The organism is Ancylobacter sp. G4_0304, from assembly GCF_047501495.1.
Classification (GTDB): domain Bacteria; phylum Pseudomonadota; class Alphaproteobacteria; order Rhizobiales; family Xanthobacteraceae; genus Ancylobacter.
Map to the genome: position 1 here is coordinate 134204 of NZ_JAZDRM010000004.1, position 25874 is coordinate 160077.

Annotated in this window: 31 protein-coding genes; 29 read left to right on the forward strand and 2 right to left on the reverse strand. The window is 66.2% G+C overall.

Annotation, left to right across the window (positions count from 1 at the left end; translation table 11 throughout):
* Positions 1-161: 161 nt before the first annotated feature.
* The 4 genes from VRZ77_RS03895 to VRZ77_RS03910 all read left to right on the forward strand — a co-directional run bounded on the left by VRZ77_RS03895 (position 162) and on the right by VRZ77_RS03910 (position 3298).
* A complete protein-coding gene (locus VRZ77_RS03895; RefSeq protein ID WP_037519566.1) occupies positions 162-2300 on the forward strand; it encodes a ParB/RepB/Spo0J family partition protein in 2139 nt (712 codons plus the stop codon).
* 58 nt (positions 2301-2358) lie between these two features.
* Positions 2359-2580, forward strand: coding sequence for a hypothetical protein (locus VRZ77_RS03900; RefSeq protein WP_037519563.1), 222 nt, complete (start codon positions 2359-2361; stop codon positions 2578-2580).
* 71 nt (positions 2581-2651) lie between these two features.
* Positions 2652-3065, forward strand: coding sequence for a hypothetical protein (locus tag VRZ77_RS03905; protein WP_037519560.1), 414 nt, complete (start codon positions 2652-2654; stop codon positions 3063-3065).
* Entirely contained in the window at positions 3062-3298 is a 237-nt protein-coding gene (locus VRZ77_RS03910; RefSeq protein WP_037519555.1) for a DUF6117 family protein, read from the forward strand. Before VRZ77_RS03905 ends, VRZ77_RS03910 begins: the two co-directional genes overlap by 4 nt.
* A gap of 6 nt (positions 3299-3304) precedes the next feature.
* Here the strand turns inward: VRZ77_RS03910 and VRZ77_RS03915 are convergent, their stop codons facing one another.
* Complete coding sequence (locus VRZ77_RS03915) at positions 3305-3664, reverse strand: hypothetical protein (RefSeq protein ID WP_202902432.1); 360 nt, start codon at positions 3662-3664, stop codon at positions 3305-3307.
* Between the two features lie 239 nt (positions 3665-3903).
* On the opposite strand from VRZ77_RS03915, the gene VRZ77_RS03920 reads away from it, so the two are divergent.
* From VRZ77_RS03920 to VRZ77_RS03935, 4 genes are all read left to right on the forward strand, one after another.
* Positions 3904-4341, forward strand: a complete 438-nt coding sequence (locus VRZ77_RS03920; protein WP_037519553.1) for an antirestriction protein — start codon at positions 3904-3906, stop codon at positions 4339-4341.
* Between the two features lie 156 nt (positions 4342-4497).
* Positions 4498-8820, forward strand: a complete 4323-nt coding sequence (locus VRZ77_RS03925) for a strawberry notch-like NTP hydrolase domain-containing protein (protein WP_038303978.1) — start codon at positions 4498-4500, stop codon at positions 8818-8820.
* Complete coding sequence (locus tag VRZ77_RS03930; protein WP_037520526.1) at positions 8820-9866, forward strand: toprim domain-containing protein; 1047 nt, start codon at positions 8820-8822, stop codon at positions 9864-9866. Before VRZ77_RS03925 ends, VRZ77_RS03930 begins: the two co-directional genes overlap by 1 nt.
* A gap of 316 nt (positions 9867-10182) precedes the next feature.
* Positions 10183-11109 carry a DUF2493 domain-containing protein gene (locus tag VRZ77_RS03935; protein WP_037520527.1) on the forward strand — a complete coding sequence of 309 codons (927 nt, stop codon included), beginning with the start codon at positions 10183-10185 and terminating at the stop codon, positions 11107-11109.
* A gap of 73 nt (positions 11110-11182) precedes the next feature.
* On the opposite strand, the gene VRZ77_RS03940 is transcribed toward VRZ77_RS03935, so the two are convergent.
* On the reverse strand, positions 11183-11392 hold the full coding sequence (locus VRZ77_RS03940; RefSeq protein ID WP_037520529.1) for a hypothetical protein: 210 nt from the start codon (positions 11390-11392) through the stop codon (positions 11183-11185).
* Positions 11393-11705: 313 nt separating this feature from the next.
* Between VRZ77_RS03940 and VRZ77_RS03945 the strand changes: the two genes are divergently transcribed.
* The 21 genes from VRZ77_RS03945 to VRZ77_RS04045 all read left to right on the forward strand — a co-directional run bounded on the left by VRZ77_RS03945 (position 11706) and on the right by VRZ77_RS04045 (position 25863).
* The gene (locus VRZ77_RS03945; RefSeq protein WP_170828631.1) at positions 11706-11873 is read left to right on the forward strand and encodes a hypothetical protein; all 168 of its coding nucleotides are present in this window, start codon (positions 11706-11708) and stop codon (positions 11871-11873) included.
* Between the two features lie 138 nt (positions 11874-12011).
* The gene (locus VRZ77_RS03950) at positions 12012-12455 is read left to right on the forward strand and encodes a hypothetical protein (protein WP_037520530.1); all 444 of its coding nucleotides are present in this window, start codon (positions 12012-12014) and stop codon (positions 12453-12455) included.
* Between the two features lie 561 nt (positions 12456-13016).
* Positions 13017-13343 carry a DUF736 domain-containing protein gene (locus VRZ77_RS03955; protein ID WP_037520531.1) on the forward strand — a complete coding sequence of 109 codons (327 nt, stop codon included), beginning with the start codon at positions 13017-13019 and terminating at the stop codon, positions 13341-13343.
* Between the two features lie 185 nt (positions 13344-13528).
* Positions 13529-13771 (forward strand): helix-turn-helix domain-containing protein, encoded by a 243-nt coding sequence (locus tag VRZ77_RS03960; protein ID WP_037520532.1) that lies wholly within the window; start codon positions 13529-13531, stop codon positions 13769-13771.
* A 120-nt stretch (positions 13772-13891) separates the two neighbouring features.
* Positions 13892-14155 (forward strand): DNA -binding domain-containing protein, encoded by a 264-nt coding sequence (locus VRZ77_RS03965; protein WP_037520533.1) that lies wholly within the window; start codon positions 13892-13894, stop codon positions 14153-14155.
* A 118-nt stretch (positions 14156-14273) separates the two neighbouring features.
* Positions 14274-14585, forward strand: a complete 312-nt coding sequence (locus tag VRZ77_RS03970; RefSeq protein WP_234791947.1) for a transcriptional regulator domain-containing protein — start codon at positions 14274-14276, stop codon at positions 14583-14585.
* Positions 14494-15036 (forward strand): DUF2285 domain-containing protein, encoded by a 543-nt coding sequence (locus tag VRZ77_RS03975; protein ID WP_394092743.1) that lies wholly within the window; start codon positions 14494-14496, stop codon positions 15034-15036. Before VRZ77_RS03970 ends, VRZ77_RS03975 begins: the two co-directional genes overlap by 92 nt.
* Before the next feature lie 126 nt (positions 15037-15162).
* Positions 15163-15447 carry a helix-turn-helix transcriptional regulator gene (locus tag VRZ77_RS03980; protein WP_037520534.1) on the forward strand — a complete coding sequence of 95 codons (285 nt, stop codon included), beginning with the start codon at positions 15163-15165 and terminating at the stop codon, positions 15445-15447.
* Between the two features lie 11 nt (positions 15448-15458).
* Positions 15459-16346: a replication initiator protein A gene (locus VRZ77_RS03985; RefSeq protein WP_037520536.1), complete on the forward strand. Its 888-nt coding sequence runs from the start codon at positions 15459-15461 to the stop codon at positions 16344-16346.
* Between the two features lie 208 nt (positions 16347-16554).
* The gene (parA, locus tag VRZ77_RS03990) at positions 16555-17193 is read left to right on the forward strand and encodes a ParA family partition ATPase (RefSeq protein WP_037520537.1); all 639 of its coding nucleotides are present in this window, start codon (positions 16555-16557) and stop codon (positions 17191-17193) included.
* Positions 17190-17444, forward strand: coding sequence for a hypothetical protein (locus VRZ77_RS03995; RefSeq protein ID WP_037520539.1), 255 nt, complete (start codon positions 17190-17192; stop codon positions 17442-17444). Before parA ends, VRZ77_RS03995 begins: the two co-directional genes overlap by 4 nt.
* Entirely contained in the window at positions 17441-17962 is a 522-nt protein-coding gene (locus VRZ77_RS04000) for a DUF2840 domain-containing protein (RefSeq protein ID WP_037520540.1), read from the forward strand. Before VRZ77_RS03995 ends, VRZ77_RS04000 begins: the two co-directional genes overlap by 4 nt.
* The gene (locus tag VRZ77_RS04005; RefSeq protein ID WP_037520543.1) at positions 17959-18504 is read left to right on the forward strand and encodes a S26 family signal peptidase; all 546 of its coding nucleotides are present in this window, start codon (positions 17959-17961) and stop codon (positions 18502-18504) included. Before VRZ77_RS04000 ends, VRZ77_RS04005 begins: the two co-directional genes overlap by 4 nt.
* A 46-nt stretch (positions 18505-18550) precedes the next feature.
* Positions 18551-18898, forward strand: coding sequence for a DUF736 domain-containing protein (locus tag VRZ77_RS04010; RefSeq protein WP_037520546.1), 348 nt, complete (start codon positions 18551-18553; stop codon positions 18896-18898).
* A 3-nt stretch (positions 18899-18901) separates the two neighbouring features.
* Positions 18902-19663, forward strand: coding sequence for a lytic transglycosylase domain-containing protein (locus VRZ77_RS04015; protein ID WP_051886771.1), 762 nt, complete (start codon positions 18902-18904; stop codon positions 19661-19663).
* A gap of 244 nt (positions 19664-19907) precedes the next feature.
* Positions 19908-21647: a relaxase/mobilization nuclease domain-containing protein gene (locus tag VRZ77_RS04020; RefSeq protein ID WP_037520713.1), complete on the forward strand. Its 1740-nt coding sequence runs from the start codon at positions 19908-19910 to the stop codon at positions 21645-21647.
* Between the two features lie 26 nt (positions 21648-21673).
* Positions 21674-23659, forward strand: coding sequence for a conjugal transfer protein TraG (locus VRZ77_RS04025; protein WP_037520547.1), 1986 nt, complete (start codon positions 21674-21676; stop codon positions 23657-23659).
* Between the two features lie 9 nt (positions 23660-23668).
* Positions 23669-24100 carry a hypothetical protein gene (locus VRZ77_RS04030; RefSeq protein WP_037520549.1) on the forward strand — a complete coding sequence of 144 codons (432 nt, stop codon included), beginning with the start codon at positions 23669-23671 and terminating at the stop codon, positions 24098-24100.
* A 169-nt stretch (positions 24101-24269) separates the two neighbouring features.
* Positions 24270-25253 carry a P-type conjugative transfer ATPase TrbB gene (trbB, locus tag VRZ77_RS04035; RefSeq protein WP_037520551.1) on the forward strand — a complete coding sequence of 328 codons (984 nt, stop codon included), beginning with the start codon at positions 24270-24272 and terminating at the stop codon, positions 25251-25253.
* Positions 25250-25582: a TrbC/VirB2 family protein gene (locus VRZ77_RS04040; RefSeq protein ID WP_037455233.1), complete on the forward strand. Its 333-nt coding sequence runs from the start codon at positions 25250-25252 to the stop codon at positions 25580-25582. The genes trbB and VRZ77_RS04040 overlap by 4 nt, the downstream gene beginning before the upstream one ends.
* Positions 25582-25863, forward strand: coding sequence for a VirB3 family type IV secretion system protein (locus tag VRZ77_RS04045; protein WP_008827607.1), 282 nt, complete (start codon positions 25582-25584; stop codon positions 25861-25863). Before VRZ77_RS04040 ends, VRZ77_RS04045 begins: the two co-directional genes overlap by 1 nt.
* Positions 25864-25874: the final 11 nt, after the last annotated feature.

Consider the following 25874-nt stretch of genomic DNA (forward strand, 5'->3'; position numbering starts at 1 on the left):
CCGGAGATGCGGATTTCCGTGTCTCCGGCTTTGCGCTTCCGCGTGTCCTCAATTCCGGTCCTCGGCGCTGCCCCCTTTAGAGGAAGAGGGCGGCGCTTCGCTTCGTGACGGGTTTAGGGCTGAGAGAGAGTCTCTCGGCGCCCGTCGCGGAGACTACCCCGATGGCTACTGCCGTTCAGAAGATCACCCTGTCGTCCTCGCGCGACATCCCCTTCAACAAACTGGTTCTGTCCCAGTCCAACGTCCGGCGCGTGAAGGCCGGCGTCTCGATCGAAGACCTGGCGGCCTCGATCGCCCGTCGCGGCCTGATCCAGAGCCTCAGCGTCCAGCCCGTCATCGACGCGGAAGGTGTTGAGACCGGCATGTTCGAGGTTCCGGCCGGTGGCCGTCGCTTCCGCGCCCTCGAACTGCTGGTGAAGCAGAAGCGCCTCGCCAAGATCGCACCGGTGCCCTGCATCGTACGCGACAATGACAGTGAGATCCTCGCCGAAGAGGTCTCGCTCGCAGAGAACATCGAGCGTGCTCCGCTCCATCCCCTCGATCAGTTCCGCGCCTTTCAGGACATGCGCGCCAAGCATATGACCGAGGAGGAAATCGCCGCGGCGTTCTTCGTGCCCGTCAACATGGTCAAGCAGCGGCTGCGACTTGCCTCGGTCTCGCAGGCGCTCCTCGACGTCTATGCCGACGACGGCATGACGCTGGAGCAGCTCATGGCGTTCACGGTCTCCGAAGACCATGCGCGCCAGCAGCAGGTCTGGGACACGATCAAGGACGCCTGGTCCAAGGAACCCTACCAGATCCGGCGTATGCTGACCGAGACGACGGTGCGCGCTTCCGACAAGCGTGCCATCTTCGTCGGCATCGAGGCCTATGAAGCGGCGGGCGGCACCGTCATGCGCGACCTGTTCCAGTCCGACGACGGCGGATGGCTTCAGGACGCGGGCCTCCTCGACCGCCTCGTTGGCGAGAAGCTGAAGGCCGAAGCCGAGACGATCGCGGCCGAAGGGTGGAAGTGGATCGAAGTGGCCGTGAGCTTCCCGTACGATGCGGCACGCGGCCTGCAGGAGATCACCGGCACGCCGCTCGACCTCTCGCCCGAAGAGCAGGCGACCATTGACGCGCTGAACGCCGAAATGGCGAAGCTGGAAGCCGAGTATCAGGACGCCGACGAGCTGCCGGATGAGGTGGATCAGCGTCTGGGCGAAATCGAGACCGCGCTCGCGAGCTTCGAGGATCGTCCGGTTCACTACGAGCTGGCTGACATCGCCATCGCCGGCGTGTTTGTCAGCATCGACGCCAACGGCTCGCTGACGGTGGATCGCGGCTTTGTCCGCCCCGAGGACGTTCCAGTTATCCCGGTCGACGGCAACGGCGACGGCGACAGCGGCTCGGAGACCGATAGCGTATCGGGCGCAACCGCCGGCCAGACGGTCCAGCGCGCCGTCATTACCATCGGCGGCCAGCCCACCGAGACTGAAGATGACGACGAAGACGACGCCATCAAGCCGCTGCCCGAGCGCCTGGTCATCGAGTTGACCGCCTACCGCACGCTCGCGCTTCGCGACGCCGTCGCGAACAACCCGCATGTCGCCATGACGGCGCTGCTGCACAAGTTCGTCTCGGACCGGTTCATGACCCGCATGTATAACGGCGCCATGGAAGCGGGCGTGAAGCACATCTACTTCCCCGCGCAGGACGAGAGTCTCGCCGACAGCCCTCCCGCCCGTGCGGTGCAGGAGCGGCACGACGCCTGGGCGAGCGACATCCCGAAAGACGACGATGCGCTTTGGGATTGGCTGGCTGGCCTGGACGACACCAGCCGCATGGCGCTGCTGGCCCACTGCGTCAGCTACGGCGTCAACGCCCTTTACGAGCGGCCGAATCCGCACAGCTCCAGCGGTGTGTCGCAGCATACGCTCGACATGCGGCTCACCCAGGCCGACCGCCTGACGCGCGCGACCGGGCTGGACATGGTGGAGGCCGGCTGGCGTCCGACCTTCGGCAACTACCTCAATCGCGTAACCAAGCCGCGCATCCTCGAAGCAGTCCGCGAGGCGAAGGGCGAACAGGCCGCCCAACTCATCGACCACCTGAAGAAGGGCGATATGGCCAAGGAGGCCGAACGGCTCCTGGCCGATAGTGGCTGGCTGCCCGAGCCGCTGCGGCTCGCTGATGTTGCCGATCAGCCTGAGGGCGGCGACGCCGGTGACGCCGAGGCGCTGCCGGACTTCCTCGCTGGTGACGATGACGAGGTGATCGAAGCCGACGAGGATGCGTCCGACCTGATCGCTGCCGAATAGGCCACTTGGCGGGGAGCGACGCTGATCGCTCCCCGTTGCTTGTCTCAAGGAGCCTTAGATGGAAACATCCGGCACCGACGCGCCGCGCCGCGTCGTCTTCCAATATCTCGTCCCGGTTCACGTCGAGGTCGAAGATGGCCTCGTCTGCCGCGTGACGGTGATCGACGAAACGCCCGTGCTCGATCCCACCGTCGTCGAAGGCGACAGCGCCTACCTCAAGGACGCGGTGCGCGCCTCCGACGACGGTCAGCCGTGGCCGTCCTGGCAGTTCGGCTACTGAACCAAACCACACCCCAACATCCACCTCGAGCCCGGCCCTACGCCGGGCTCTTTTCGTTTCAGGAGACCGCCATGGCGGACTATTTCACACGCTTCTCGTGCCTGCTGGACGTGGGCACGGTCGAGAACGCTGCTCGCGCGCTCGACATCTACAACGACCTGATGGCGCAGAATGCCGCCGAAGATCCTCCGGCCGAGCCGTTTTTACTGTCCATCGAGCCCGAGCATGGTGCCACGCGCCTCTGGATGCGCGATCCCGGCACCGCCGACCCCCAGCTCCTCATCACCTTCGTGACGCGGTGCGCCGAGACCTTTGGCCTCGCCGGACGCTGGGGATTCCAATGGGCGGGCGTCGCCTCCGAGCCGCGCATCGATGGCTTCTCCGGAGGTGCCCATGTCCTCGACCTGACGACGGGGCAGACCGTCGAATGGATGAGCAGCGGCCGCTGGCTCGCCGACCGCCTAGCTGCGGGAGGCGCGTCATGAGCATCCCGGATCATGCGCGCTCCAATTTCAAGACGCTGCTTCGCGCCGCAGCGGACGGCAACCTCGCGCTTATGGAATGCGCGGACTCTGCCACCGGGCAGACCCGCTACGTCATCTGCGCGGTCGGCCGCGATGATGGCGCCTACGTGTTCACGCCATTCGGTCACCTTGCCGACGGCGATCCCTACGAGGCGTACACGCCCCCAAGTGGCGGTGACGGCATCGAAGATTGATATCCGCTACCAGACCGCGACTTCCCATTGGCCGTTCACGCGCGCGAAGCCGACCGGCCGGTTCTGCGGTGTGGCGTTGGCCCGCGTCGTGTCCATCGTGAGCTGCGTCATGCACGTCACGCCAGGACCGACGCCACCCGGAGAGCAATCGCCGAGTTTCAGCGTCGCATTGGCAAGCGACGTTCCCGTGAACAGCCGGTGACGGCGGACTGCGGCGATCGCTTCTTCCTCGCTCGGCTGCGCGACGCCGGCGACGGCCGCGGCAGACAAACCGCCCGGCGAGATCATCGGTCGCGCGACGAATCCCGCGCCGAACCCCACCACGAGGCACCCCGCCGCCAGCATGCCGATCGCGCTTCCCTTCATCTCCGTCTCCCTTGACCTCTCTCGGTGAAGCAAGCGCGCGCCCTCGATCGTCGAGGCTGCCGCCCGCCATGTGTCGGATGAACAAGTGTAGCGGCGCGCGGCCCGCCTCGGAAGATGAAGCGGCCAAAAGGTCATTCCGCACGCCAGAGTGAGAGGCCGGCCGAGACGGGGTCGAGCCGGTGCGGTCGAGAGAGAGCGCCCGACGGCTCCTCCGTTTCCCGCTCTCCGAGGTGCCCCCCATGACCGAGACTACAGCCCACGCTGAACAACCCGTCGACCGCTCGGCGGTGCTTGTTCCGGATGCTCGTCGAATAGATTTCCTTCCGACCCTCTTCGGCCGCCAGCATTTCCTGATCGGAGAGATGACGGTCTATTATCACATGGAGCGTCTCAGCCCGCGCGATTATCGAGGCGGTCTCTGGGACTTCTATCAGCGCGATGGCAAGCCGCTTTACCTCGCGCCAGCCTCCAAGCCCCGCCTTCAGATCATATGCGACACGAACGGCTATGAAGGCGAGGTGTCCGCCGGGGCGGCAGGGATCATCGCGACGCTGTTCGCCTTTTCCCATCTCTCCTTCCAATATCCCGTCGACCTGATGGCGGAGGGATACAGCCGCCTTTACGACTATGCGGCGGAGCACCCCGAGTCCGCCGAGATCTTCCAGGCGATCGATTGAGCGCTGCGACCCGCCGAGCGCCTGGCCTTCCGGTCAGGCGCTTTTTTCATGCCTGCCGTTCAGAGGAAGAGGTTCGCCGGGACGGGTTTGAGCCGGTGCGGTCGAGAGAGAGCGCCTGCCGGTTCCTCCGTTTCCCGCTCTCCCGAGGTGACCTCCATGACTATCGCTTCCGCATCCGCGGCCGTTCCGGCTGCGCCGTCTCCGCTTGCCGCGAGCCCGGCGCCGGCCGCCATCCTCGCCGCAGCCCACCACCTTCTTCCGCATCTTGAGCGGGGCCAGCCCGTCGATGCCGCGACGCTGCGCGGTGCGATGGAGGCGGCATTCGGCGCTTCCGACACGTCTGGCGCCTGGGACTGGAAGACGGCCTACGAGGCCTGCGAAGTGGCGACGGTGCTGTTTCTGCGCAAATACGGAAAGGCGGTTTTCCGCAAGTCCGGATCTCCGGCCGCCAGCCTCCCGATGCTGGCCAAGATCGCGAGCCTGTTGCCGACACATACCCGGCGTTCTGAGGAGACGCAGGCCTTCCAGCAGTTCTCGACGCCGGTGTCCCTCGGCCTCGCTGCGCTCGCTGCCGCCGCCATCACACCTGTCGATCGTGTGCTGGAGCCCTCGGCCGGAACCGGGCTGCTCGCGGTCCTGGCCGAAACGGCGGGTGCGACGCTGATGCTCAACGAGCTGGCCGAAACCCGTGCAGCGCTTCTTTCCTCCCTCTTTCCGGCCATCCCCGTCACGCGATTCGACGCCGCCCAGATCGATGACCATCTCGATCCGACCGCTATGCCAAGCGTCGTACTGATGAACCCGCCCTTTTCTGTAATGGCGAATGTCAGCGGCCGAGTAGCCGACGCGGCCTATCGCCATGTCGCCTCGGCCCTCGCCCGGCTCGCCGATGGCGGACGGCTCGTGACGATCACGGGCGCCAGCTTCGCGCCTGAGCTACCTGCCTGGCGCGACGCCTTTGTCCGCTTGCAGCAGCGCGGACGTGTCGTGTTCACGGCGGCGATCGACGGCTCGGTCTATGCCAAGCATGGCACGACCATCGAGACCCGCCTGACCGTCATCGACAAGGCACCCGCCGACGACCCCACCGCGTTTCCGCCATCGGCTGGCCTCGCGCAGGATGTGGCGACGCTGCTCGGCTGGATCGAAACCCAGGCCCCGTCGCGCCTGCCGGTCGCGCTGCCGCCGCTCGCGTCTATCGCACCGACGCCCCGCACCGTGCGCGGCTATCTCGCCCGCGCCACGTCATCGTCGCCAAGCCGAGCGATAGCCGAACCAGAGGGCGTCGAACTCGCCTATGAAACCGTCGACTGGACGCCGCCCGAGGGTGGCCGGCTGACCGACGCCATTTATGAGGAATACGGGCTTCAGGCGATCCGGATTCCCGGCGCGCAGCCGCACCCGACCAAGCTGGTCCAGTCGGCGGCGATGGCCTCGGTCGCACCGCCGAAGCCAAGCTATCGGCCGACGCTCCCCGCCAGCATCGTCACCGACGGCATTCTGTCCGACGCCCAGCTCGAAACCGTGATCTATGCCGGCGAGGCCCATGGCGAATTCCTCGCCGGAGCCTGGACCGTTGACGAAACCTTCGACCTCGTCTCGGCCGCGCCGGATGATGCTCAGCACGCCGTCCGCTTCCGCCGCGGCTTCATGCTGGGCGACGGCACCGGCGCCGGCAAGGGCCGCCAGTCGGCCGGCATCATCCTCGACAACTGGATGCGCGGACGCCGTAAAGCGGTCTGGATTTCCAAATCCGACAAGCTGCTGGAGGACGCGCAGCGCGACTGGTCGGCGCTTGGCATGGAACGCCTGCTGGTGACGCCGCTGTCGCGCTTCCCGCAGGGCAAGCCGATCACCCTCGGCCAAGGCGTCCTATTCACCACCTATGCCACGCTACGGTCCGACGACCGTGGGGAGAAGCTTTCGCGCGTCAAGCAGATCGTCGAATGGTTGGGTTCCGACTTCGATGGAGTGATCATCTTCGACGAGAGTCACGCCATGCAGAACGCCGCCGGCGGCAAGGGCGAACGCGGCGACGTCTCGGCCTCGCAGCAGGGCCGCGCGGGCCTGCGGCTTCAGCATGCCTTGCCGAACGCGCGTGTCGTCTATGTCTCGGCGACCGGGGCCACCACGGTCCACAATCTTGCCTATGCGCAGCGCCTCGGCCTCTGGGGCGGCGAGGATTTCCCCTTCGCCACGCGGGCCGAATTTGTCGAAGCGATCGAGGACGGCGGCGTTGCGGCGATGGAGGTGCTGGCCCGTGACCTGCGCTCGCTCGGCCTCTACACTTCGCGCTCGCTCTCCTATGACGGCGTCGAATATGAACTGTTGGAGCACCAGCTCACGCCCGAGCAGACGCGCATCTACGATGCCTATGCCGGGGCGTTCTCGATCATTCACAACAATCTCGACGCAGCGATGCAAGCCGCCAACATCACCGGCGATGGCGGCACGCTGAACCGCCAGGCCAAGTCCGCTGCCCGCTCGGCATTCGAAAGCGCCAAGCAGCGGTTCTTCGGTCATCTCCTCACCAGCATGAAAACGCCGACCCTGATCCGGTCGATCGATCAGGACCTCGCCGATGGCCACGCCGCTGTCATCCAGATCGTCTCGACCGGCGAGGCGCTGATGCAACGCCGCCTGGCCGAGATCCCGACCGAGGAATGGAACGACGTCCGCGTCGACATAACGCCAAGGGAGTATGTTCTCGATTACCTCGCCCATTCCTTTCCGGTGCAGCTTTACGAGCCCTTCTCCGATAGCGCGGGCAATCTGTCGTCGCGGCCGGTCTATCGGGACGGCCAGCCCGTCGAGAGCCGGGAGGCCGTGGCCCGACGCGACGAGCTGATCGAGACGCTCGCCAGCTTGCCGCCGGTCCCGGGCGCGCTCGACCAGATCGTCCAGCGCTTCGGCACGGATATCGTCGCAGAAGTCACCGGCAGGTCCCGTCGCATTGTCCGAAGGGGCGAACGCCTCGCCGTCGAGAACCGCGCCGCTTCGGCCAATCTGGCGGAAACCTCAGCCTTCATGGACGACCTGAAGCGCATCCTCGTCTTCTCGGATGCTGGCGGTACGGGCCGCAGCTATCACGCCGACCTGTCGGCGCGGAACCAGCGGCTCCGCGTCCACTACCTGCTCGAACCCGGCTGGAAGGCCGACGCCGCCATCCAGGGACTTGGTCGCACCAACCGCACCAACCAGGCACAGCCGCCGCTGTTCAGGCCGATCGCCACCGACGTGAAGGCCGAAAAGCGCTTCCTGTCGACGATCGCACGCCGGCTCGACACGCTGGGCGCAATCACGCGCGGCCAGCGCCAGACCGGCGGTCAGGGCCTGTTCCGGCCCGAGGACAATCTGGAATCGCACTATGCGCGCGATGCGCTGCGCCAGCTCTATCTCCTGTTGGTCCGCGGCAAGGTCGAGGGTTGCTCGCTCCAGATGTTCGAAGACGCCACCGGGCTGAAGCTGACGGACGACAACGGCATCAAGGACGAGTTGCCGCCGATCACCACCTTCCTCAACCGGTTGCTGGCGCTGACGATCGAACTGCAGGGCATCCTGTTCACGGCGTTCGAGCAGCTCTTGAACGCCAAGATCGAGGGTGCCGTCGCCAGCGGCGTCTATGACCTTGGGCTGGAGACGCTCCAGGCCGAGAGCTTTGTCGTCACCGACCGTCGCACCATCCATGTCCATCCGGGCGCTGGCGCCGAGACGCAGTTGCTTACGATCACCCGGCGCGAACGCAACCGGCCGACCTCACTCGATGCCGCGTTCGATTTTCTCGCAGACCCACGCGCGAAGCTGCTGGTCAACGGCCGCTCCGGCCGAGCCGCCGTGCAGGTTACGGCATCGTCGATCATGCTCGACGATGGCGAGATCGAACGGCGCGTGGCGCTGATCCGCCCGATGGAACAGCATCACGCCACCCTGCGCTCGATGGACGAGAGCCATTGGGAGGAAACCGATCGGAACGGCTTCATGGAGGCATGGACGGCCGAGATAGCCGAGGTGCCGGAATTTGCCGACAGCACCATCCACATCGTTGCTGGACTGCTGCTGCCGATCTGGAAGCGGCTGCCGAACGAGTCGACCCGTGTCTATCGGCTTCAGACCGATGCAGGCGAGCGCATCATCGGCCGTCGTGTCTCGCCGGCCTGGGTGGCGGGCGCATTGGCATCGGACGCAGGCACGCTGACACCGGACGACGCTTTCACAGCGTTGATCGACGGCCGGACCATCCTCGACCTCGCCGAGGCTATGCAACTCCGCCGCGTCCGCGTCATGGGCGCCAACCGCATCGAACTGTCCGGCTTCACCGACGCGATGCGCGATCGCCTGCGAGCCTATGGCCTGTTCAGCGAGATCATCTCGTGGAAGCTGCGCTTTTTCGTGCCCACCGACGCTTCCGGTCCGTCGATCCTCGCCAAGGTGCTGGAGCGCTTTCCCGTCGAGCGCATCGGCGAGCGGGAGGCAGCGTGATGGTCCGTCATGATGCTTCCGAACTGGCGCAGCGTCTCGGCCGACAGGCCGAGGCGGTCTGCCGTCATTATCTGTCGGCCGGTCATCGCGAGGGCCGCTACTGGCTGGTCGGCGATGTCCGCAACACGCCGGGCCGCTCGATGTTCGTGCGCCTGAAAGGCGGCGACACCGGCAAGGGGGCCGCAGGCAAATGGACCGATGCCGCGACAGGTGAGCATGGCGACCTGCTGGACGTCATTCGCGAAAGCTGCGGCCTGATCGACTTCAAGGACGTCGCCGACGAGGCGCGCACCTTCCTGTCCATGCCACATCCCGAGCCGGAGCATTCGCAAGGTGGCGAGCGCAGATCACCAGTCCCAACCGGATCGCCCGAAGCGGCACGAAGGCTTGTCGGCATGTCAAAGCCGATTTTGGGCACTGTCGTGGAAGCGTATCTACGGGAACGTGCGATTACGGCTTTGCACGGAACCGGATCACTGCGCTTCCATCCCCGTTGCTACTATCGTCCTGACGAGCATTCCCCGACCGAGACCTGGCCGGCGATGATCGCCTCTGTCACCGACTTGGCTGGCCGGATCACTGGCGCGCATCGCACCTGGCTCGCCCCGGACGGCTCGGACAAGGCGCCGATCGACACACCGAGGCGAGCGATGGGCGACCTTCTCGGGCACGCGGTCCGCTTCGGTGTACCGGGCGACGTGATGGCGGCGGGCGAAGGCATCGAGACGGTGCTGTCGCTGCGATGCGTCTTGCCCGGAATGGCCATGGCGGCGGCGCTCTCGGCAGCGCATCTCTCCGCCATCCTGTTCCCCGAGACACTGCGCAGGCTCTATATCGCGCGCGACAACGACCCGGCCGGCGACAGTGCGATGGCGACGCTGATCGAACGGGCGAACGCGGCCGGGATCGAGGCGATCGTCGTGTCTCCGAGGCTGGGCGACTTCAACGAGGATCTCCGCTTGGCTGGACTGGAAAGCCTGCGGGCAGCGGCGCGGGTACAGATCGCTCCCCAGGACGTCGCGCGCTTCATGGCGCTGGCGGCATAGCTGGAAGGAATGCTGGTGGCGGCAACGCCGTCGCTTATTACCCGCTCGGATACTCCCAAGGGTCAGGGAGAGCCGCAACCTGGCCTTCGAGAGGGCGATCGGCCAGCAAACGGCCCGGACCGACAACGTCGGCGCCCGACTATTTTCCGGCGGCCCTTCGGGCCTTTCCATCGCGAAACAAAATAGCCGGCCTTCGCCGTCCTCCGCTGCGCTCCGGCCCTCTCGCTTCGCTCCGGGTGCAGGTCCGGACCGCCTGCTGGCTTTCGTCGCCAGAAGGCCGCGAGGGTCGCGGTCACACCGACGAAGGAGCATCCCGATGAGCGAGCACGACGACAGCTACGAGCCGCATCACGAATCATCCCCCACCGACCACGTCCTCTCCGAGCTTCAGCTTTATGGCTACCGTCCCTTCGCGGACGAACCCGACGGAAGGCCGCTGCCCGAAGGAAACCACGTCGCCGGCGCCATCGCCGATGTCTTCGACGCCCTGATCGTCACCCTGGAAGACACCCGCCTCGAGCCCGACCTCGACGATCTCCTCTGGTCGACCGTCAACGTCTTCCACCGAGCCACCGACCGGATCGAACGCGAGCTGGACGACAATGAGCAGGCGCAGCGCCGTGGGCAACGCGAACAGGATGGCTCCGAGGTGAAGGCCGTCGAGCTGGAGCGCCTGACGGCCGAAGGGCAGACGATGATCGAACGTCGCAACGCCTTCGAGCTGATGCGCGACCAGGCCGCCGAGCACTACGAACGGCACACCGGCTCACCCTGGCGTCCCCGCAGCGGATCGATGGTCAACCATCGCAACCTCACCTCGGCAATGATCGACAGCCGCGACTTCCTCGCCGCGAAGAAGCGTGCCGACAACGAGGTTCTGCTTCCGGCCGGTCCTAAGATCGCCGTCACCGGCGGGCTCGATTTCAACGATCACACGCTGATCTGGGCCAAGCTCGACCAGGTCCACGCCAAGCATCCCGACATGGTGCTGATCCACGGCAAGTCACCGAAGGGCGCTGAGAAGATCGCCTCCCGCTGGGCCGACCATCGCAAGGTGCCGCAGGTCGGATTTGCTCCAGACTGGACCAAACACGCCAAGGCCGCTCCGTTCAAACGCAATGATCAGATGCTCGACGTCCTGCCGATCGGGGTCATGCACTTCCCGGGCACCGGCATTCAGGACAACCTCGCCGACAAGGCGAAGAAGCTCGGCATCCCAGTCTGGAAATTCGGCGGCGCTTAAGCGCCGCCCTTACGTTTCTCTGCATTGATGCCATCCCGCAGAAGCGCGTTGGCGTATTCTCGCAAAGCCGCTTTCAGTCCGGCTTGCCTGTCACTGCTATCCGGGCGGATCGCGCATAGTGCGCGAGCTCAGTATCGCTCTCGATCAGCGCATCGAGCAGCGTCTTCATATCCGCCTGGTCGGAGGAAGACTGAAAGGGACCCGGCTGACGTTCGATGGCCAACACGGCGATCGCGAGAGCCTTCTTCACGAGATGCAGATCTCTACCTGTGAACTCCGCCATTGGCCCTCCCTCGCGACACCACGCCTGCCGTCGGCAGAATATCTTAGATCCTCGTCCAGCGGCACTTGGCTGGAGCAAAGCAGAGTAAGGTTCGAGGCCAGTAACGTTGGTCTCCTTACACGAGAACCACCCCCGCCTTTCAGCGCTGATCCTTGGTTCAGCCGCAGACTTGTCGCCATCAACCCATAAAGGGTCGGCTATGCGAGCATGCCGCCGCTGCGGCTGCGCCTGCGCGGTGATTGCAGTCCACGGCCGAACACTTCGGGCGCCTGTCGGCGGGGGATGGTCCCCCGCTCCAGCAGGAGCCAAGCAAATGTCCCTCAACGACGCTCACGCCTTCGCCTTCAGCCTCGCCACAACCCTGATGGCCGCCATCGTCATCTTCCAGGCCGGAGACGGCACCCTGTCGGTGGCTCCCGCCAGCGAATACGACGGGGACGCCTCGGAGATCATCCATGAGATCGACCCCTTCGCCCCGTAACCGGCGCGATCCGCTGCCGGGCGGAGATCCTCAGCGATTTCCGCTCCCGGCGCGGACGCATTTCGGCTACAGTTGCCATGTGCCGTGGTGGTGGTGGAAGGCGCGACCGTCAGACCAATCGTCACGGAGTCCACCGCCATGATCATTCTCGCAATTCTCGCCTCGCTCGCCGCTATTGCCGCGCTGTGCTGGCTGCTGTTCACTCTCGCCGTCTTCGCATTGCCGGCCTTCGTCGGCGTGACCGTCGGCGCTTGGGCGCACGGCACCGGCGCCGGCATCGTGGGCGCCATTCTTGTCGGCTTGGTCGCTGCGGCGATCACTCTTGCCATCGGCAACCTCATGATCGCGTTCGTGCGACCCATCTGGCTGAAGCTGCTTGTCGCCATCGCCTTTGTTGCCCCGGCCGCGCTCGCCGGCTTCCATGCCACCCACGGCATCGTCAAACACCTCATGCCGTCCGACGGTTGGCAGATGGCCTTCTCGATCATCGGCGCGATTGCCGTTGGCATTACCGCCTTCGTGCGGGTCGCCGGGATGGCGACGGCCCCCGCCCCATCCGGTCCGGGCCTCGCGCGAGCCTGACCACATTCAGCGCCGATGCGACGGACCAAAATCACGTTGGCGCCAACGCCTCCGCAGTCTGAGGCGCGTGTGGCTGGAGCGTGGAGCGAAACTCGACGCTAGACCCTGCGCACGACCCCGCTGAAGCGCTCCGGGGCAACTGCATCGGCGTGCGCGACCTGCTACCGGGCGTCACGATCCCTCCGATAGCGGCGACGGCGAGGATGCAGCGCGACTTGCCTGTACGAGGGAGCAATCGCCAGGGGGTCCGCATCAGCGCCGGTATGCCGATGCAGGGTGGCCGCCATCGCATCCGTTTCCTGACCGTGCCTCAACCGCTCCAAACGGCCTCTTCAATGGCCTGATCTGGCCGAAGGCCGGCTGACGCCTCGATCGCCTATGACGCAACAGCGGCGTCGAACTTTCTTCCCCTGCCGGCTGCGCCGCCATTCCTCGCGGGACAAGAAACCCCTCCTTAGCTGTCCAGCCCCTTCGGGGTGCGCCGTCGATCGCCTCCGGCCAACCGATCGCCATCGAGGCCGCAATGGTGCGGGCTCGAATACGGAAAAACGGAGACTTACCATGGCGACCATCGGCACCTTCAAGAAGACCGTCTCGAACGAGTTCACCGGCGAAATCGTCACCCTCAGCGTCCAGGCCAAGGGCGTGCGCATCGTCCCCGACACCCGCGCCACCGGCGAAAACGCTCCGAGCCACCGGGTTCTGGTCGGCCGTGCCGAGATCGGGGCCGCCTGGACCAAGCGCTCCAACGAGGGCCGCGACTATCTGGGCCTCAAGCTGGACGACCCTTCGTTCAACAGCCCCATCTACGCCAACCTCTTCGACGACGAGGACGCGGACACCTACTCGCTGATCTGGTCCCGTCCCAACGGGCGGCGCAGCGACTGAGGACCCGCGTCAGGCCCCGGCCGGAAGGCCGGGGCCTTCGCATTCTCGAACGACCGAATCAGGCAGCGGCTTCGACACCGGCAGTCCGCTCGCCGAGGGCGAAATTGCTGGAATTCAGAGGCGAGAGCGACTATTATAGTCGTAGTTTTAGCGTGCGCGTAGGACCGTGTGGGAGGTGATCATGCATGATCACCGCCCGACAATTTCGGGCCGCACGCGCGTTGCTGGGTTGGACACAGGAGACGCTCGCGGACAAGGCCCGGGTCTCATTGACCGCTCTCAAGCGCCTCGAATCCCATAGCGGGCTGGAGGTGTACGAGACGACTCGCGATGAGGTGAGACGAGCTTTCGAACGCGCCGGCATCGTCTTCCTGAACTCCGACCAGGGCAAGGGAGTGCTGTTGGTCGATGCTAAGAAAGACGCCTGATTTTCCGGCTATCGCGGCAACGCGACGACGTCGCGCATGTGTTGCCCGCTTCATCATTGCGATCAAATCAGCGTTAACAATGTTTCCCGGAATGGATAAACCGCGTCTTCGGGGGATGTTGTGACCAAGACGGACTTTCTCGACCAGCCACCGGGCGGCGCGGCGCTGACGGCCTACGATCGGACGCATCTAAAGCTCTACGCCCGTCTGCTCGATGCCGAGGCGCAAGGGGCGGATTGGCGAGAGGTGGCTAAAGTCCTCTTCGACCTCGAGGCCGATCGGGACGAGCCCCGCGCTCGGCAGGTCTACGACGCACATCTTGAACGCGCCAGATGGATGACGCAGGGCGGCTTCTGCGAGTTCCTTGGCTCCCGCGCGCACTGAGGTGATGCGGAACGCGCATCACCTTCATCCACCTTCGTTATTCCCAAGCCTCATTCAACTTGGAATCGTGCCCCATGCATAACTCGCGTTGCGTCTTATTGCGCGGAGGCGGTGGAGGATGTCCGAGGACGAAAGCTGGCGGTCTGAGGCCGCTTACGATTACATCGATGCGCTAACGCCCGGTGATCTTGCCTGGGAGTTTCTGCGGCGCAACCCAGACTACAGAAAATCCTATCGGGAGCTGATAGCCGTCGGGCGCTTGAGCGAGAGCGCCGCGCGCGAGTTTGCCGCCCAATGGGGGTTGCGATTTCGTCGCCGACCCGCGCAACTCGGCGCTCATCCAGCCGATCTTCTGGACCCCGCAAGTCGATCCGGCTGCGATCATCCTGACGACAGGCCCAGCGCCCGATGGTCCCCCGTTCACCGCTGAAGATGTGCACGCCCATGTAATCCTTCAGTATGACGAGGCGCTCGTCCGGCTTGAGATGCGACGCGAAAGCTTTGACGTCGCGCTGACCGCATTGTCCAGCCGCCAAGCGCTCGCCGCGCTTCTCATTCTCGATGATCTGCTGCCGGACCGCCTCACCGCTTTGGCGCGCTTCTGGGCCGCCATCAAGAACCGGCGTGCGCCCGCCGACCCCCGAGTCACGCCGCAGCGCCAGCGGCGCGCTCGCCTGATGCTCCGCGTCGTCGACGCCCGTGTCGCAGGAGCGAGCTACCGCCAGATCGCCGCGCAGCTCTTCCCGAACCTCAAACACGACTCGGCGACTTGGGTCGAGAACCCTGTCCGCGAGACGACGGTCCGCCTTGCCCGGGACGGCCTGGCGTTCGTCCGTGGCGGCTACCGCAAAATCCTTCGGCTTCCGCGTCGCTCGCGATGACACGCCCTCGGTGTCGAAAATAACTTCCTAATTCCGTTCCTGTCGAACGCGCCGGCCTCCCGCCACGGTGCTCGCAACCCGCCGCTCGTTCGCAGCGGCAACCAGCGAGCACACGGAGGTGCGATCATGGCCGAAATAGCCGCCAGTATTCCGCAGCGCTATCTCAGAACGCAGGAAGCCGCGCGGTTCCTCGGCCTATCCGAGCGCACGCTCGAAAAGCACCGTACCTACGGAACCGGCCCGACCTATCGCAAGCTTGGTGGTCGCGTCGTCTATGCGGTGGAAGACCTCCAGGCCTGGGCGGACCAGGGTCTCGTGACCTCCACCTCCGATCCACGCGCAGGCACTGTTCTGCCCGCCAAGCGTCAGCCGAAATCTCCCGCCACCGCCGGCGGGCGCTTTCCGCGCTGAGACGGCGCGCCATGCCGTCCCGCCACCAGCATCGCGATGAGCGTGCGCAGCTCGATCTGTTCCGGGCGCTGCCCGGCGATCTTGCGCCCCGCGATGCGCAGGACCTCATGGCCTATCCATTCTTCTCGCTCGCCAAGTCGAAGCGCCTGGCGCCGATCGACTTCAAGGCAGGCTCGGTGAAGATTCGCGTCGAAGCCGTCGCCGAGCACGGCATGGCGACGATCTGGGACGCCGACGTCCTGATCTGGGCCGCCTCGCAGATCGTCGAAGCACGCGACCTCGGCCTGCGGCCGTCGCGCCTAATGGCGACCACTCCCTATGAAATCCTCAACTTCATCGGTCGTGGCGTGTCGCTGCGCGATTACGACCGCTTGAAGGCCGCACTCGATCGGCTTCAGTCGACCACGGTGGCGACGTCCATCCGTCAGCCGACCGAGCGGCGGATGCACCGCTTCTCCTGGATCAACGAGTGGAAGGAACGCGCCGATCACCGAGGCCGCCCGCTCGGGCTCGAACTGATAGTCCCCGACTGGTTCTACGGCGCCGTGCTGGACGACGCGCTCGTACTCACGATCGACCGAAACTACTTCGGCCTGACCGGCGGGCTCGAACGCTGGCTCTACCGCCTGGTGCGCAAGCACGGCGGTCGCCAGGAGTTCGGCTGGAGCTTCGACTTCCCGCATCTCCATTCGAAGTCCGGCAGCCTCTCGCCGCTCAAGCACTTCGCCTACGACCTCCGCGACATCGTCAAACGCCAGCCGCTCCCCGGCTACCGCCTGACCATCGAGCAGGGCGTCGGCGGTCCGGAAATCCTCTCCTTCGTGCCGACCGATCCGGATGCCCTCGGCACCCCGCGCCGTCGTCGCCGGACCAAATCTCACCCTGGGGATAAGCTGTGAATAGTGTCGTGCTATCAGGGACCGGCACTATCGTGCCATCGGGGACTGGACTCTCGTGCTATCGGGGACCGGAATCGTCGATTCCTCGCGCTGAATCAGCAGCTTGCGAGCCCCGTAACTTATCTAACCTAGATTCCTACGGAATCTTTCTAACGCAACGGCCGTTTTCGGCCGCTGTGGACGAGTCCCCGATCGCCGGGAGACCGTCATGATCGTCGCCCTCCTCAATCAGAAGGGCGGCGTCGGGAAGACGACGCTCGCCCTCCATCTCGCCGGCGAATGGGCTCGCCGTGGACAGCGTGTCACGCTGATCGACGCCGACCCACAGGGCTCGGCCCTCGACTGGTCGCAACAGCGCAGCCGGGAGGGGCTGGAGCGGTTGTTCGGTGTCGTCGGCCTGGCCCGCGACACGCTCCACCGTGAAGCGCCGGAGCTGGCCCGCGACGTCGACCATGTCGTGATCGACGGCCCGCCCCGTGTCGCGGGGTTAATGCGCTCGGCGCTTCTCGCGGCCGATCTCGTGCTGATCCCGGTGCAGCCGTCGCCGCTCGATGGCTGGGCGTCGGCCGAAATGCTGGCGCTGCTCGGCGAGGCCCGCATCTATCGCCCGCAGCTCGCCGCGCGCTTCGTGCTGAACCGGTGCGCTGCCCGCACGATCCTGGCGCGCGAGACCGCCGAAACGCTGGCGGATCACGACCCGCCCTTGCTCTCGACCACAATCGGCCAGCGCATCGTCTTTGCCGACGTTGTGCAGACCGGCCGGCTCGCCGCCGAGCAGGACGAGGATTGCCCTGGCGCGCGCGAGATCGCCGCGCTCGCGGCGGAAGTCGCGAGGATCGGCGCATGAGCGAGCGGTCCCCGAAGCGCAGCTTTGCGGCGCGTCCCGCCGATCCCGAAAGCTGGATCAAGGCGCCCGATCGCCACGCGCCCCGCGGCCAGCCCGCCGAGGATTTCTCGGCCCGGCTGACGATCGACGTAACCGCCGACATGCGGGGCCGCATCAAGATCACCGCCTTCCAGCGCGGCCAGACCGTCGCCGACATGCTGCGCGCGCTGTTCGAGCGCGAATTCCCACCCCCGTCAGGAGAAGGACAATGACCGGCCTTGTCGCCGCGCCAAAACGCGTCGGCCGTGCTGCCGCCGAGCCGCCGCCCGAAGCGTTCACCCAGGTCGAACTCGTCTGGATCGAGAAGCAGACGGAGCACTGGGTCCGCTTCGGTCGCGAGCGGCGCGAGCAGATCCTCGACCGCCGCCGTCGCATCCTCTTCTTCCCTCCCGGCAGCGTCCTCGCGCTGGTGCGCTGGGCGGGGAACGAACACGGCACCGTGGTCTCGCGCCTCGACATCCTACGCACAGTCGAGTGCGATGCGCCGTGTCAGACGGTCCCGACCGTGACGCCTGGCGCAGAGGTCCTGCTGCACGTCGATGGCTGGCCAAAGGTGGAGCGCATGCTCCAGTTCATCGACGCCATCGAAGCGCGCGGCATCGATCCGATCGAGGTTTCGCCGGACCATTGGCGCCATGTCCACAACCGAATGACCGTCGGCGAAACACCGCGCGCCTATGGTCCGCGCCAGCATCGCGCCTTTCTTCTGCGTCGGGAGATCGGCGCATGACCCGGCTTACCTACGCCATCGTCACTACGGCGGCCGTCTCGCTTATCGGCGTGGCTTCGATCGCTTCGTTCGCGCCGCGCCTGATCTGGAACGCGTCCGCCAGCACGCCGGTCGGCTTCTACACAATCGGCGACGTGGGCGCGCTCGACGTGACCGATCTGGTCGCCGTCGACGCACCCGAGCCGCTCGCAACCTTCCTGTCCGATGGCGGCTACCTGCCACGCGGCGTGCCGCTCCTGAAGCGCGTCGCCGCGGTCCCGGGACAACGGGTTTGCCGGACCGGGCTCGCCATCACGGTCGACGGCGTGCCGATGGGCGACGCGCTCGATCGCGATCGTCGCGGGCGCCCGCTGCCCGTCTGGCAGGGCTGCCGGTTGGTCGCGAACGGCGAGCTGTTCCTGATGAACTGGCAGGTCCGCGACAGCCTCGACGGTCGCTACTTCGGGCCGCTCCCGGCCTCCGCCGTGATCGGCCGGGCAACCCCTCTCTATACCGACGAGGACGGCGATAGCCGCTTCGTTTGGCGCGCGCCGACGCGGTGACGGCGCGCCCATGACCCTATCCACCGCAATATGAAGGAGACGACCCATGCCCGTGATCGGTCAATTCATTCGCGAAAATGATGGCTTCATCGGCCACCTGACGACGCTGTCCTTGCATCAGGACATCATCATCGTCGCGGCCGAGCCGTCCGATGCCGAGAACGCGCCCGACTACCGCGTCCATGTGCTCGACACGATGAGCAACGAGACCGGCGCGGAGATCGGCGCGGGCTGGAAGCGCACCGGCGAGAAGGCCGGCGACTACGTCTCGCTGCAGCTCGACGATCCGACCTTCGAACATCCGATCCGCGCCAACCTGTTCCAGTCGGCCGACGACAAATCCGCCTGGGGCCTGCACTGGAATCGCCCGCCGAAGCGCGGCGAGCGGGACTGAGCGATGCCCGCCGCGCGCATCAAGCCTGTCGTCGGAGGGAGGATCGCCCTCCGACGTGCAGCCCTCTTTCTCCTTTCCGGCCTGATCCTCGCCGCACCGGTCGCGAGCACTGCCCACGCCCAGCAGACGCCGGTCGAGCGGCCATCACGCAGCGATCCATATGGCCCTTACATCGCCGAGGCGGCGCAGCGTTTCGGCGTTCCAGAGGCATGGATACGCGCCGTCATGCGCGTCGAAAGCGCAGGCGATGTGCGCGCCATCTCTTCGGCCGGCGCAATGGGCCTGATGCAGATCATGCCCGCCACTTGGTCCGAACTGCGCGTCCGGCATCGGCTCGGCGGCAATCCCTACGATCCGCGCGACAACATTCTGGCCGGCGCTGCGTATCTGCGCGAGATGCACGATCGCTACGGATCGCCCGGCTTCCTGGCGGCCTACAACGCGGGTCCGGGCCGCTACGAAGAGTATCTCGCGGGCCGCCCATTGCCGGCTGAAACGCGCGCCTATGTCGCCGCGCTTGCCCCCGTTGTCCGCGGCGGTGACCTCGCCGGCCCCGTCGTTGTGGCGGCGGCCGATCCGCTCGCCTGGACGCGGGCGCCGCTCTTTGTCGTGCAGTCGGCTGGCAGTGGACCTGCAGCGCCGGTGCAGTCTGAGGGCGAGCCAGACGCGACGACGGCGGCGGCCCCGGAGCGCGATCAAGGCCCGGTGGCTTCGCGCACCGATGGCCTTTTCGTCGCGCGCAATGTCCCCGGTGGTCCGCGATGACCGCGTTCGCACCCGTTCGCATTGTGGCGTGTTCTGGCGGACGAAGGGCGGTCTGGAGAGGAGGAGCCGACAGCACAACCGCACGATGGCGAGATAAAAGCCGGCGATGTGCGGCTTGGTGCGGTCGTGTGTTTTCAGGGACTTATGGCGCATCTGCGCGAGGTGCGCCTGATCGGCGCAGCCTGCGCATTCGCCATTTCGCCAAAGAATTCCGCGCGATTGCGCGATGTGCGGGGCCTCGACCATGAGCGGCGAGGACGATTTCCGCATCCGGCCTGGTCGCATCCGCTCGACCCGCGCCCAGCAGGCACGGCCCTTCATCGCCCAGGCGCTCGCGGCCGCACAGCGGGCTGGCGGCCGCATCTCGCGCACCGGACAGATCAGCAAGGGCAACCGCTCGCGGTTCGGGCGCGGGCAGCGCGCGACGGTGCAGGCCAATCGTCTTCTCACGAGCCGATCGCGCAACACGGTCATCAAGACCCGCGTCGTCCGTCATAGCGCGCGGGCCGCGCCGCTCGCAGCTCACCTCAGCTACCTCCGCCGCGAGGGCGTCACCCGGGATGGAGAGAAGGCGCACCTGTTCGGCCCAGAGAGCGAGGACGCCGATCCGAAGGCCTTCGCCGAGCGCACCCAGGACGACCGGCATCACTTCCGGTTCATCGTCTCGCCCGAGGACGCGACGGATATGTCCGACCTCAAGACCTTCGCGCGCGAGCTTATGGGCCAGATGGAAAAGGACCTCGGCACCAAGCTCGACTGGATCGGTGTCGATCACTGGAACACCGACAACCCCCACGTCCACATCATCCTGCGGGGGCGGACCGATGACGGCCAGGACCTCGTCATCTCCCGCGACTACATCAAGGAGGGCATGCGCGCCCGCGCGCAGGACCTCGTCACCCAGGAGCTGGGGCCGCGGACAGAGCATGAGATCCGCCGCAACCTCGAACGGCAGGTCGGCGCGGAGCGCTGGACCGATCTCGATCGCCAGATCGCCCGCGACAGCTATCGCACGGGCGTGGCCGATCTCGCCCCGCATCCTGATCGCCAGCCCGACGAATTCCACGCGCTGAAGGTCGGCCGGCTACGGAAGCTGGAGACGCTGGGCCTCGCCGATCAGGTCGGCCCTGGTCAGTGGGTCGTCTCGGAGAATGCCGAGAAGACGCTGCGCGCGCTCGGCGAACGCGGCGACATCATCAAGCGCATCCATCGTGGCCTGAGCGAGCGCGGCATCGAGCGTGGCGCCGCGAGCTATGTGCTCGCCGGCGAGAGCCTCGACGATCCGATTATTGGGCGGCTTGTCGATCGGGGGCTCGATGACGAGCTGAAGGGCACGGCCTATGCCGTGGTCGACGGCACCGATGGGCGCACCCACCATATCAAGCTCCCCGATCTCGACGCCGCCGCCGACAGCGCGCCGGGGTCGATCGTCGAGTTGCGCAAGTTCGACGATGCGCAGGGTCGCCGCCGTGTCGCGCTCGCCGTTCGCTCCGATCTCGATATCGAGCGACAGGTCCATGCGACCGGCGCCACCTGGCTCGACCGGCAGGCCATCGCCCGCGAGCCGGTAGCACTCGGCGGCGGAGGCTTCGGCGCGGAAGTGCGCCAGGCCATGGACCGGCGGGCCGAACACCTCATCAGCCAAGGCCTCGCCGAGCGGCAAACGCGAGGCGTCAGCTTCTCGCCGGGGCTGATCGAGACCTTGCGCCAGCGCGAGGTCGAAGCGCTCGGAGAGAAGCTCGCGGCCGAGACCGGCCGACCATTCTCGAAGGCCGGAACGGGCGAGTATGTGGCAGGCACCTATCGGCAGCGCTTCGCGCTCGCCTCGGGCCGCTTCGCCATGATCGACGACGGCCTCGGCTTCCAGCTCGTGCCCTGGTCGCCATCCCTCGAACGCCAGCTCGGCCAGCACATCTCCGGCGTCTCGCGCGGAGGCGGCGGCGTCGACTGGAGCTTCGGCCGCAATCGCGGCCTCGGCATCTAGCCCAAACAAGAAAGGAGTGCCCCGCCATGTCGGCGACGAAGATTCTTTGGGGCCAGATCCTCACCGTCTTCCTGATCGTGTTGATGACGACCTGGGGCGCGACGCAATGGACTGCCTACCGTTTCGGTTTCCAACCTCAGCTCGGGCAGCCATGGTTCGAGCTCGCCGGATGGCCGATCTACTATCCGCCCGCCTTCTTCTGGTGGTGGTACTTCTACGATGCCTATGCGCCGCCGATCTTCGTCGAAGGCGCCTATATCGCCGCGTCGGGTGGCTTCATCTCCATCGCGGTCGCGATTGGCATGTCAGTGTGGCGAGCACGCGAAGCGAAGAACGTCGAGACCTATGGTTCGGCCCGCTGGGCGCGCCCTGACGAGTTGAAGGCCGCGGGCCTGCTCGGTCCAGATGGTGTCGTGCTCGGCAAACACGAGCGTGACTATCTTCGACATGACGGCCCCGAGCATGTGCTGTGCTTCGCGCCGACGCGTTCCGGCAAGGGCGTGGGCTTGGTGGTGCCCTCGCTCTTGACCTGGCCGGGCTCGGCGATCGTCCATGACATCAAGGGCGAGAACTGGACGCTGACCGCCGGCTATCGCGCTCGGCATGGCCGCGTGCTGCTCTTCGATCCAACGAACGCGAAGTCGGCCGCCTACAATCCGTTGCTCGAGGTGCGACGCGGCGAATGGGAAGTCCGCGACGTGCAGAACATCGCCGACATTCTGGTCGATCCGGAAGGGTCGCTCGAGAAACGGAACCACTGGGAGAAGACGTCGCACGCACTTTTGGTCGGGGCAATCCTCCACGTCCTCTATGCCGAGGCCGACAAGACCCTCGCCGGCGTCGCCGCTTTCCTGTCCGATCCGAAGCGGCCGATCGAGTCGACGCTCGCGGCGATGATGAAGACCGCCCATCTCGGCGACGCGGGCCCGCACCCGGTGATCGCCAGCGCGGCGCGCGAGCTGCTCAACAAATCCGACAACGAGCGATCCGGCGTGCTGTCGACTGCGATGTCTTTCCTCGGCCTGTATCGCGATCCCGTCGTGGCCGAGGTCACCCGGCGCTGCGACTGGCGCATCGCCGACATGGTCGGCGGCAAGCATCCGACCACGCTCTACCTCGTGGTCCCGCCATCCGACATCAACCGGACCAAACCACTGATCCGGCTGATCCTCAACCAGGTCGGACGCCGGTTGACCGAGGATCTCCAGGCCAAGAGCAACCGCCATCGGCTGCTACTCATGCTCGACGAGTTTCCCGCGCTGGGCCGGCTCGACTTTTTCGAGAGCGCCCTGGCGTTCATGGCGGGTTACGGCCTGAAGGCGTTCCTAATCGCTCAGTCGCTGAACCAGATCGAGAAGGCCTACGGTCCGAACAACTCGATCCTCGACAACTGCCATGTTCGGGTCAGCTTCGCGACAAATGACGAGCGGACCGCGAAACGCGTTTCGGATGCGCTCGGCACCGCCACCGAGATGAAGGCGATGAAGAACTATGCCGGCCACCGGCTATCGCCTTGGCTCGGCCACATGATGGTGTCGCGCTCTGAGACCGCCCGACAGCTTCTGACGCCGGGGGAGATCATGCAGCTTCCCCCTTCCGATGAGATCGTCATGGTCGCCGGCATTCCGCCGATCCGGGCGAAAAAGGCGCGATATTATGAGGATCAGCGGCTTCAGGAGCGCATCTTGGCTCCGCCGACCCTGACGAAGCCGAGGACAGGTCAAGCCGACGACTGGAGCAAATTGGCGCTGCCGTCAGCGCCCGATCTCCACGCACCGATCGCCGCGCAGGAGGCGTCGGACGATGATCCGACAGAATCCGAGCGTCGCCATCAGCCCGAACTCAGCCGAACGAAGACCGTCGAGCGCAAGGCAGTCATCGAGAACGAGTTCGAAATCGATCCTCGGGATGACGTCGAGGAGGATGCCGCGCGCCTCAGCCGCATGACCCAGACCATGCGCCAGGTCGCCCGTCAGGCATCGCTCGACCCGGGCGACGGGATCGAGTTGTAGGGGGCGGCCGTGACGAAACCTCTCAAGAAACAGCGGCTGTCGGTCTATCTCGATCCCGATGTGATGAAGGCGCTCGCCGCGCACGCCGCGCGGCGAGACCTATCCCTGTCGCTGGTCGCAGAAGCAGGCATCGCCTCCTTCTTGTCGCCTGATGCCGCGGAACGGCAAGAGGCGGCCACCACTAAGCGGCTCGACCAGCTCGATCGTCGCATCGCGCGGATGGAGCGCGATCTTGGCATTTCAGTCGAGACGCTCGCCGTGTTCATTCGCTTCTGGCTGACGTCCAATCCGCCACTGCCAGAGCCGGCACAGGTTGCGGCGCGCGCCAAGGCCGCCGAGCGCTACGAAGCTTTCGTCACCGCCCTTGGCCGACGACTCGCGCAAGGACCGAAGCTCAGGCAGGAAATCGCGGAAGACATTCCCGCGCGCGACGCGGAATAATCACTGATCTACGCATCGCAAGTATTCGGGCGTTCCGCCGTTTCCCTGTCTTTGTACGCCACAGTACGACGACCACATTATGGTTGTTGTCAGGCCATGATTTCTGCCTCTTCTACTCATCCCCGATCCAGGGCCGCATGTCGCGGTCCCGCAAGAGAACGGGGACGACGTGGCGGCCACTCACCAGAAATCGGAAGCGATCCTTCGCGGTGCGCGCATGCTGCGCACAGCCCTCGGGTCCGCGATCGCCACGTTTCTGGAAGATCCCGCGATCGTCGAGGTGATGCTCAACCCCGATGGGCGGCTCTGGGTCGACCGGCTTTCCGAGGGGCTTTCCGATACGGGTGAGCGACTGTCGCCGTCAGACGGCGAGCGCATTATCCGCCTCGTCGCCCATCACGTCGGCGCCGAAGTTCATCCGGGTGCCCCGCGTGTCTCGGCCGAACTGCCCGAGACGGGGGAGCGGTTCGAGGGGCTGTTGCCCCCCGTGGTGTCCGCGCCGGCTTTTGCGATCCGCAAGCCGGCCGTCGCCGTGTTCACGCTCGACGACTATGTCGCCGCCGGGATCATGGCGGCGGCTCAAGCCGAGACCTTGCGCCAGGCGGTTGCCGATCGGCGCAATATCCTCGTCGCCGGCGGCACCTCGACCGGCAAGACCACGCTCACCAACGCACTGCTCGCCGAGGTCTCCAAGACCTCGGATCGCGTCGTCCTGATCGAGGACACCCGCGAGTTGCAATGCGCGGCACCCAACCTCGTCGCGATGCGCACGAAGGACGGCGTCGCCTCGCTCTCCGATCTCGTCCGTTCCTCGCTTCGCCTGCGCCCCGACCGCATTCCCATCGGCGAGGTGCGCGGCTCCGAGGCGCTGGACCTCCTAAAGGCCTGGGGCACCGGCCACCCCGGCGGCGTCGGGACCATCCACGCTGGCACCGCCATCGGCGCGCTCCGCCGCATGGAGCAGCTCATTCAGGAAGCCGTCGTTACCGTCCCGCGCGCGCTGATCGCCGAGACGATCGATCTCGTCGCCGTGCTCTCCGGCCGCGGCGCTTCGCGCCGCCTGGCTGAACTCGCTCGCATCGAGGGACTCGGCCCCGACGGCGACTACCGCGTCATCCCCGCAAGCCAGCCCCTCACAGGAGACCCGTCATGATCAAGCACGCCCTGCGCATCCGCCGCCACATCGCCACGGCGGTGTCGGTCACTTTCCTCACACTCGCCCTGGCGCCGGCCGCCCACGCGTCGGGTTCGTCGATGCCCTGGGAGGCGCCGCTTCAGTCGATCCTTGAATCGATCGAGGGGCCGGTCGCCAAGATCATCGCGGTGATGATCATCATCATCACCGGCCTGACCCTGGCCTTCGGCGACACGTCGGGCGGCGCCCGCAAGCTGATCCAGATCGTGTTCGGCCTGTCGATCGCCTTCGCCGCGTCGAGCTTCTTCCTGTCCTTCTTCTCGTTCGGCGGCGGGGCGCTCGTCTGATGGCCGACGGCGCGGATCATGGCGGCGAACTGCCGGGCTTCTCAGTCCCGGTCCACCGGGCGCTGACCGAGCACATCCTGCTCGGCGGCGCGCCGCGTTCGCTGGCCATCCTGAACGGCACTCTGGCCGCCGCGCTCGGCCTCGGCCTGCGCCTCTGGCTGGTCGGCCTCGGCCTCTGGGCCGTCGGGCATTTCGCGGCCGTCTGGGCCGCCAAGCGCGATCCCCAGTTCGTCGACGTCGTGCGCAAGCATCTGCGCATCCCCGGCCACCTGTCGGTCTGAGGAGCGACGCG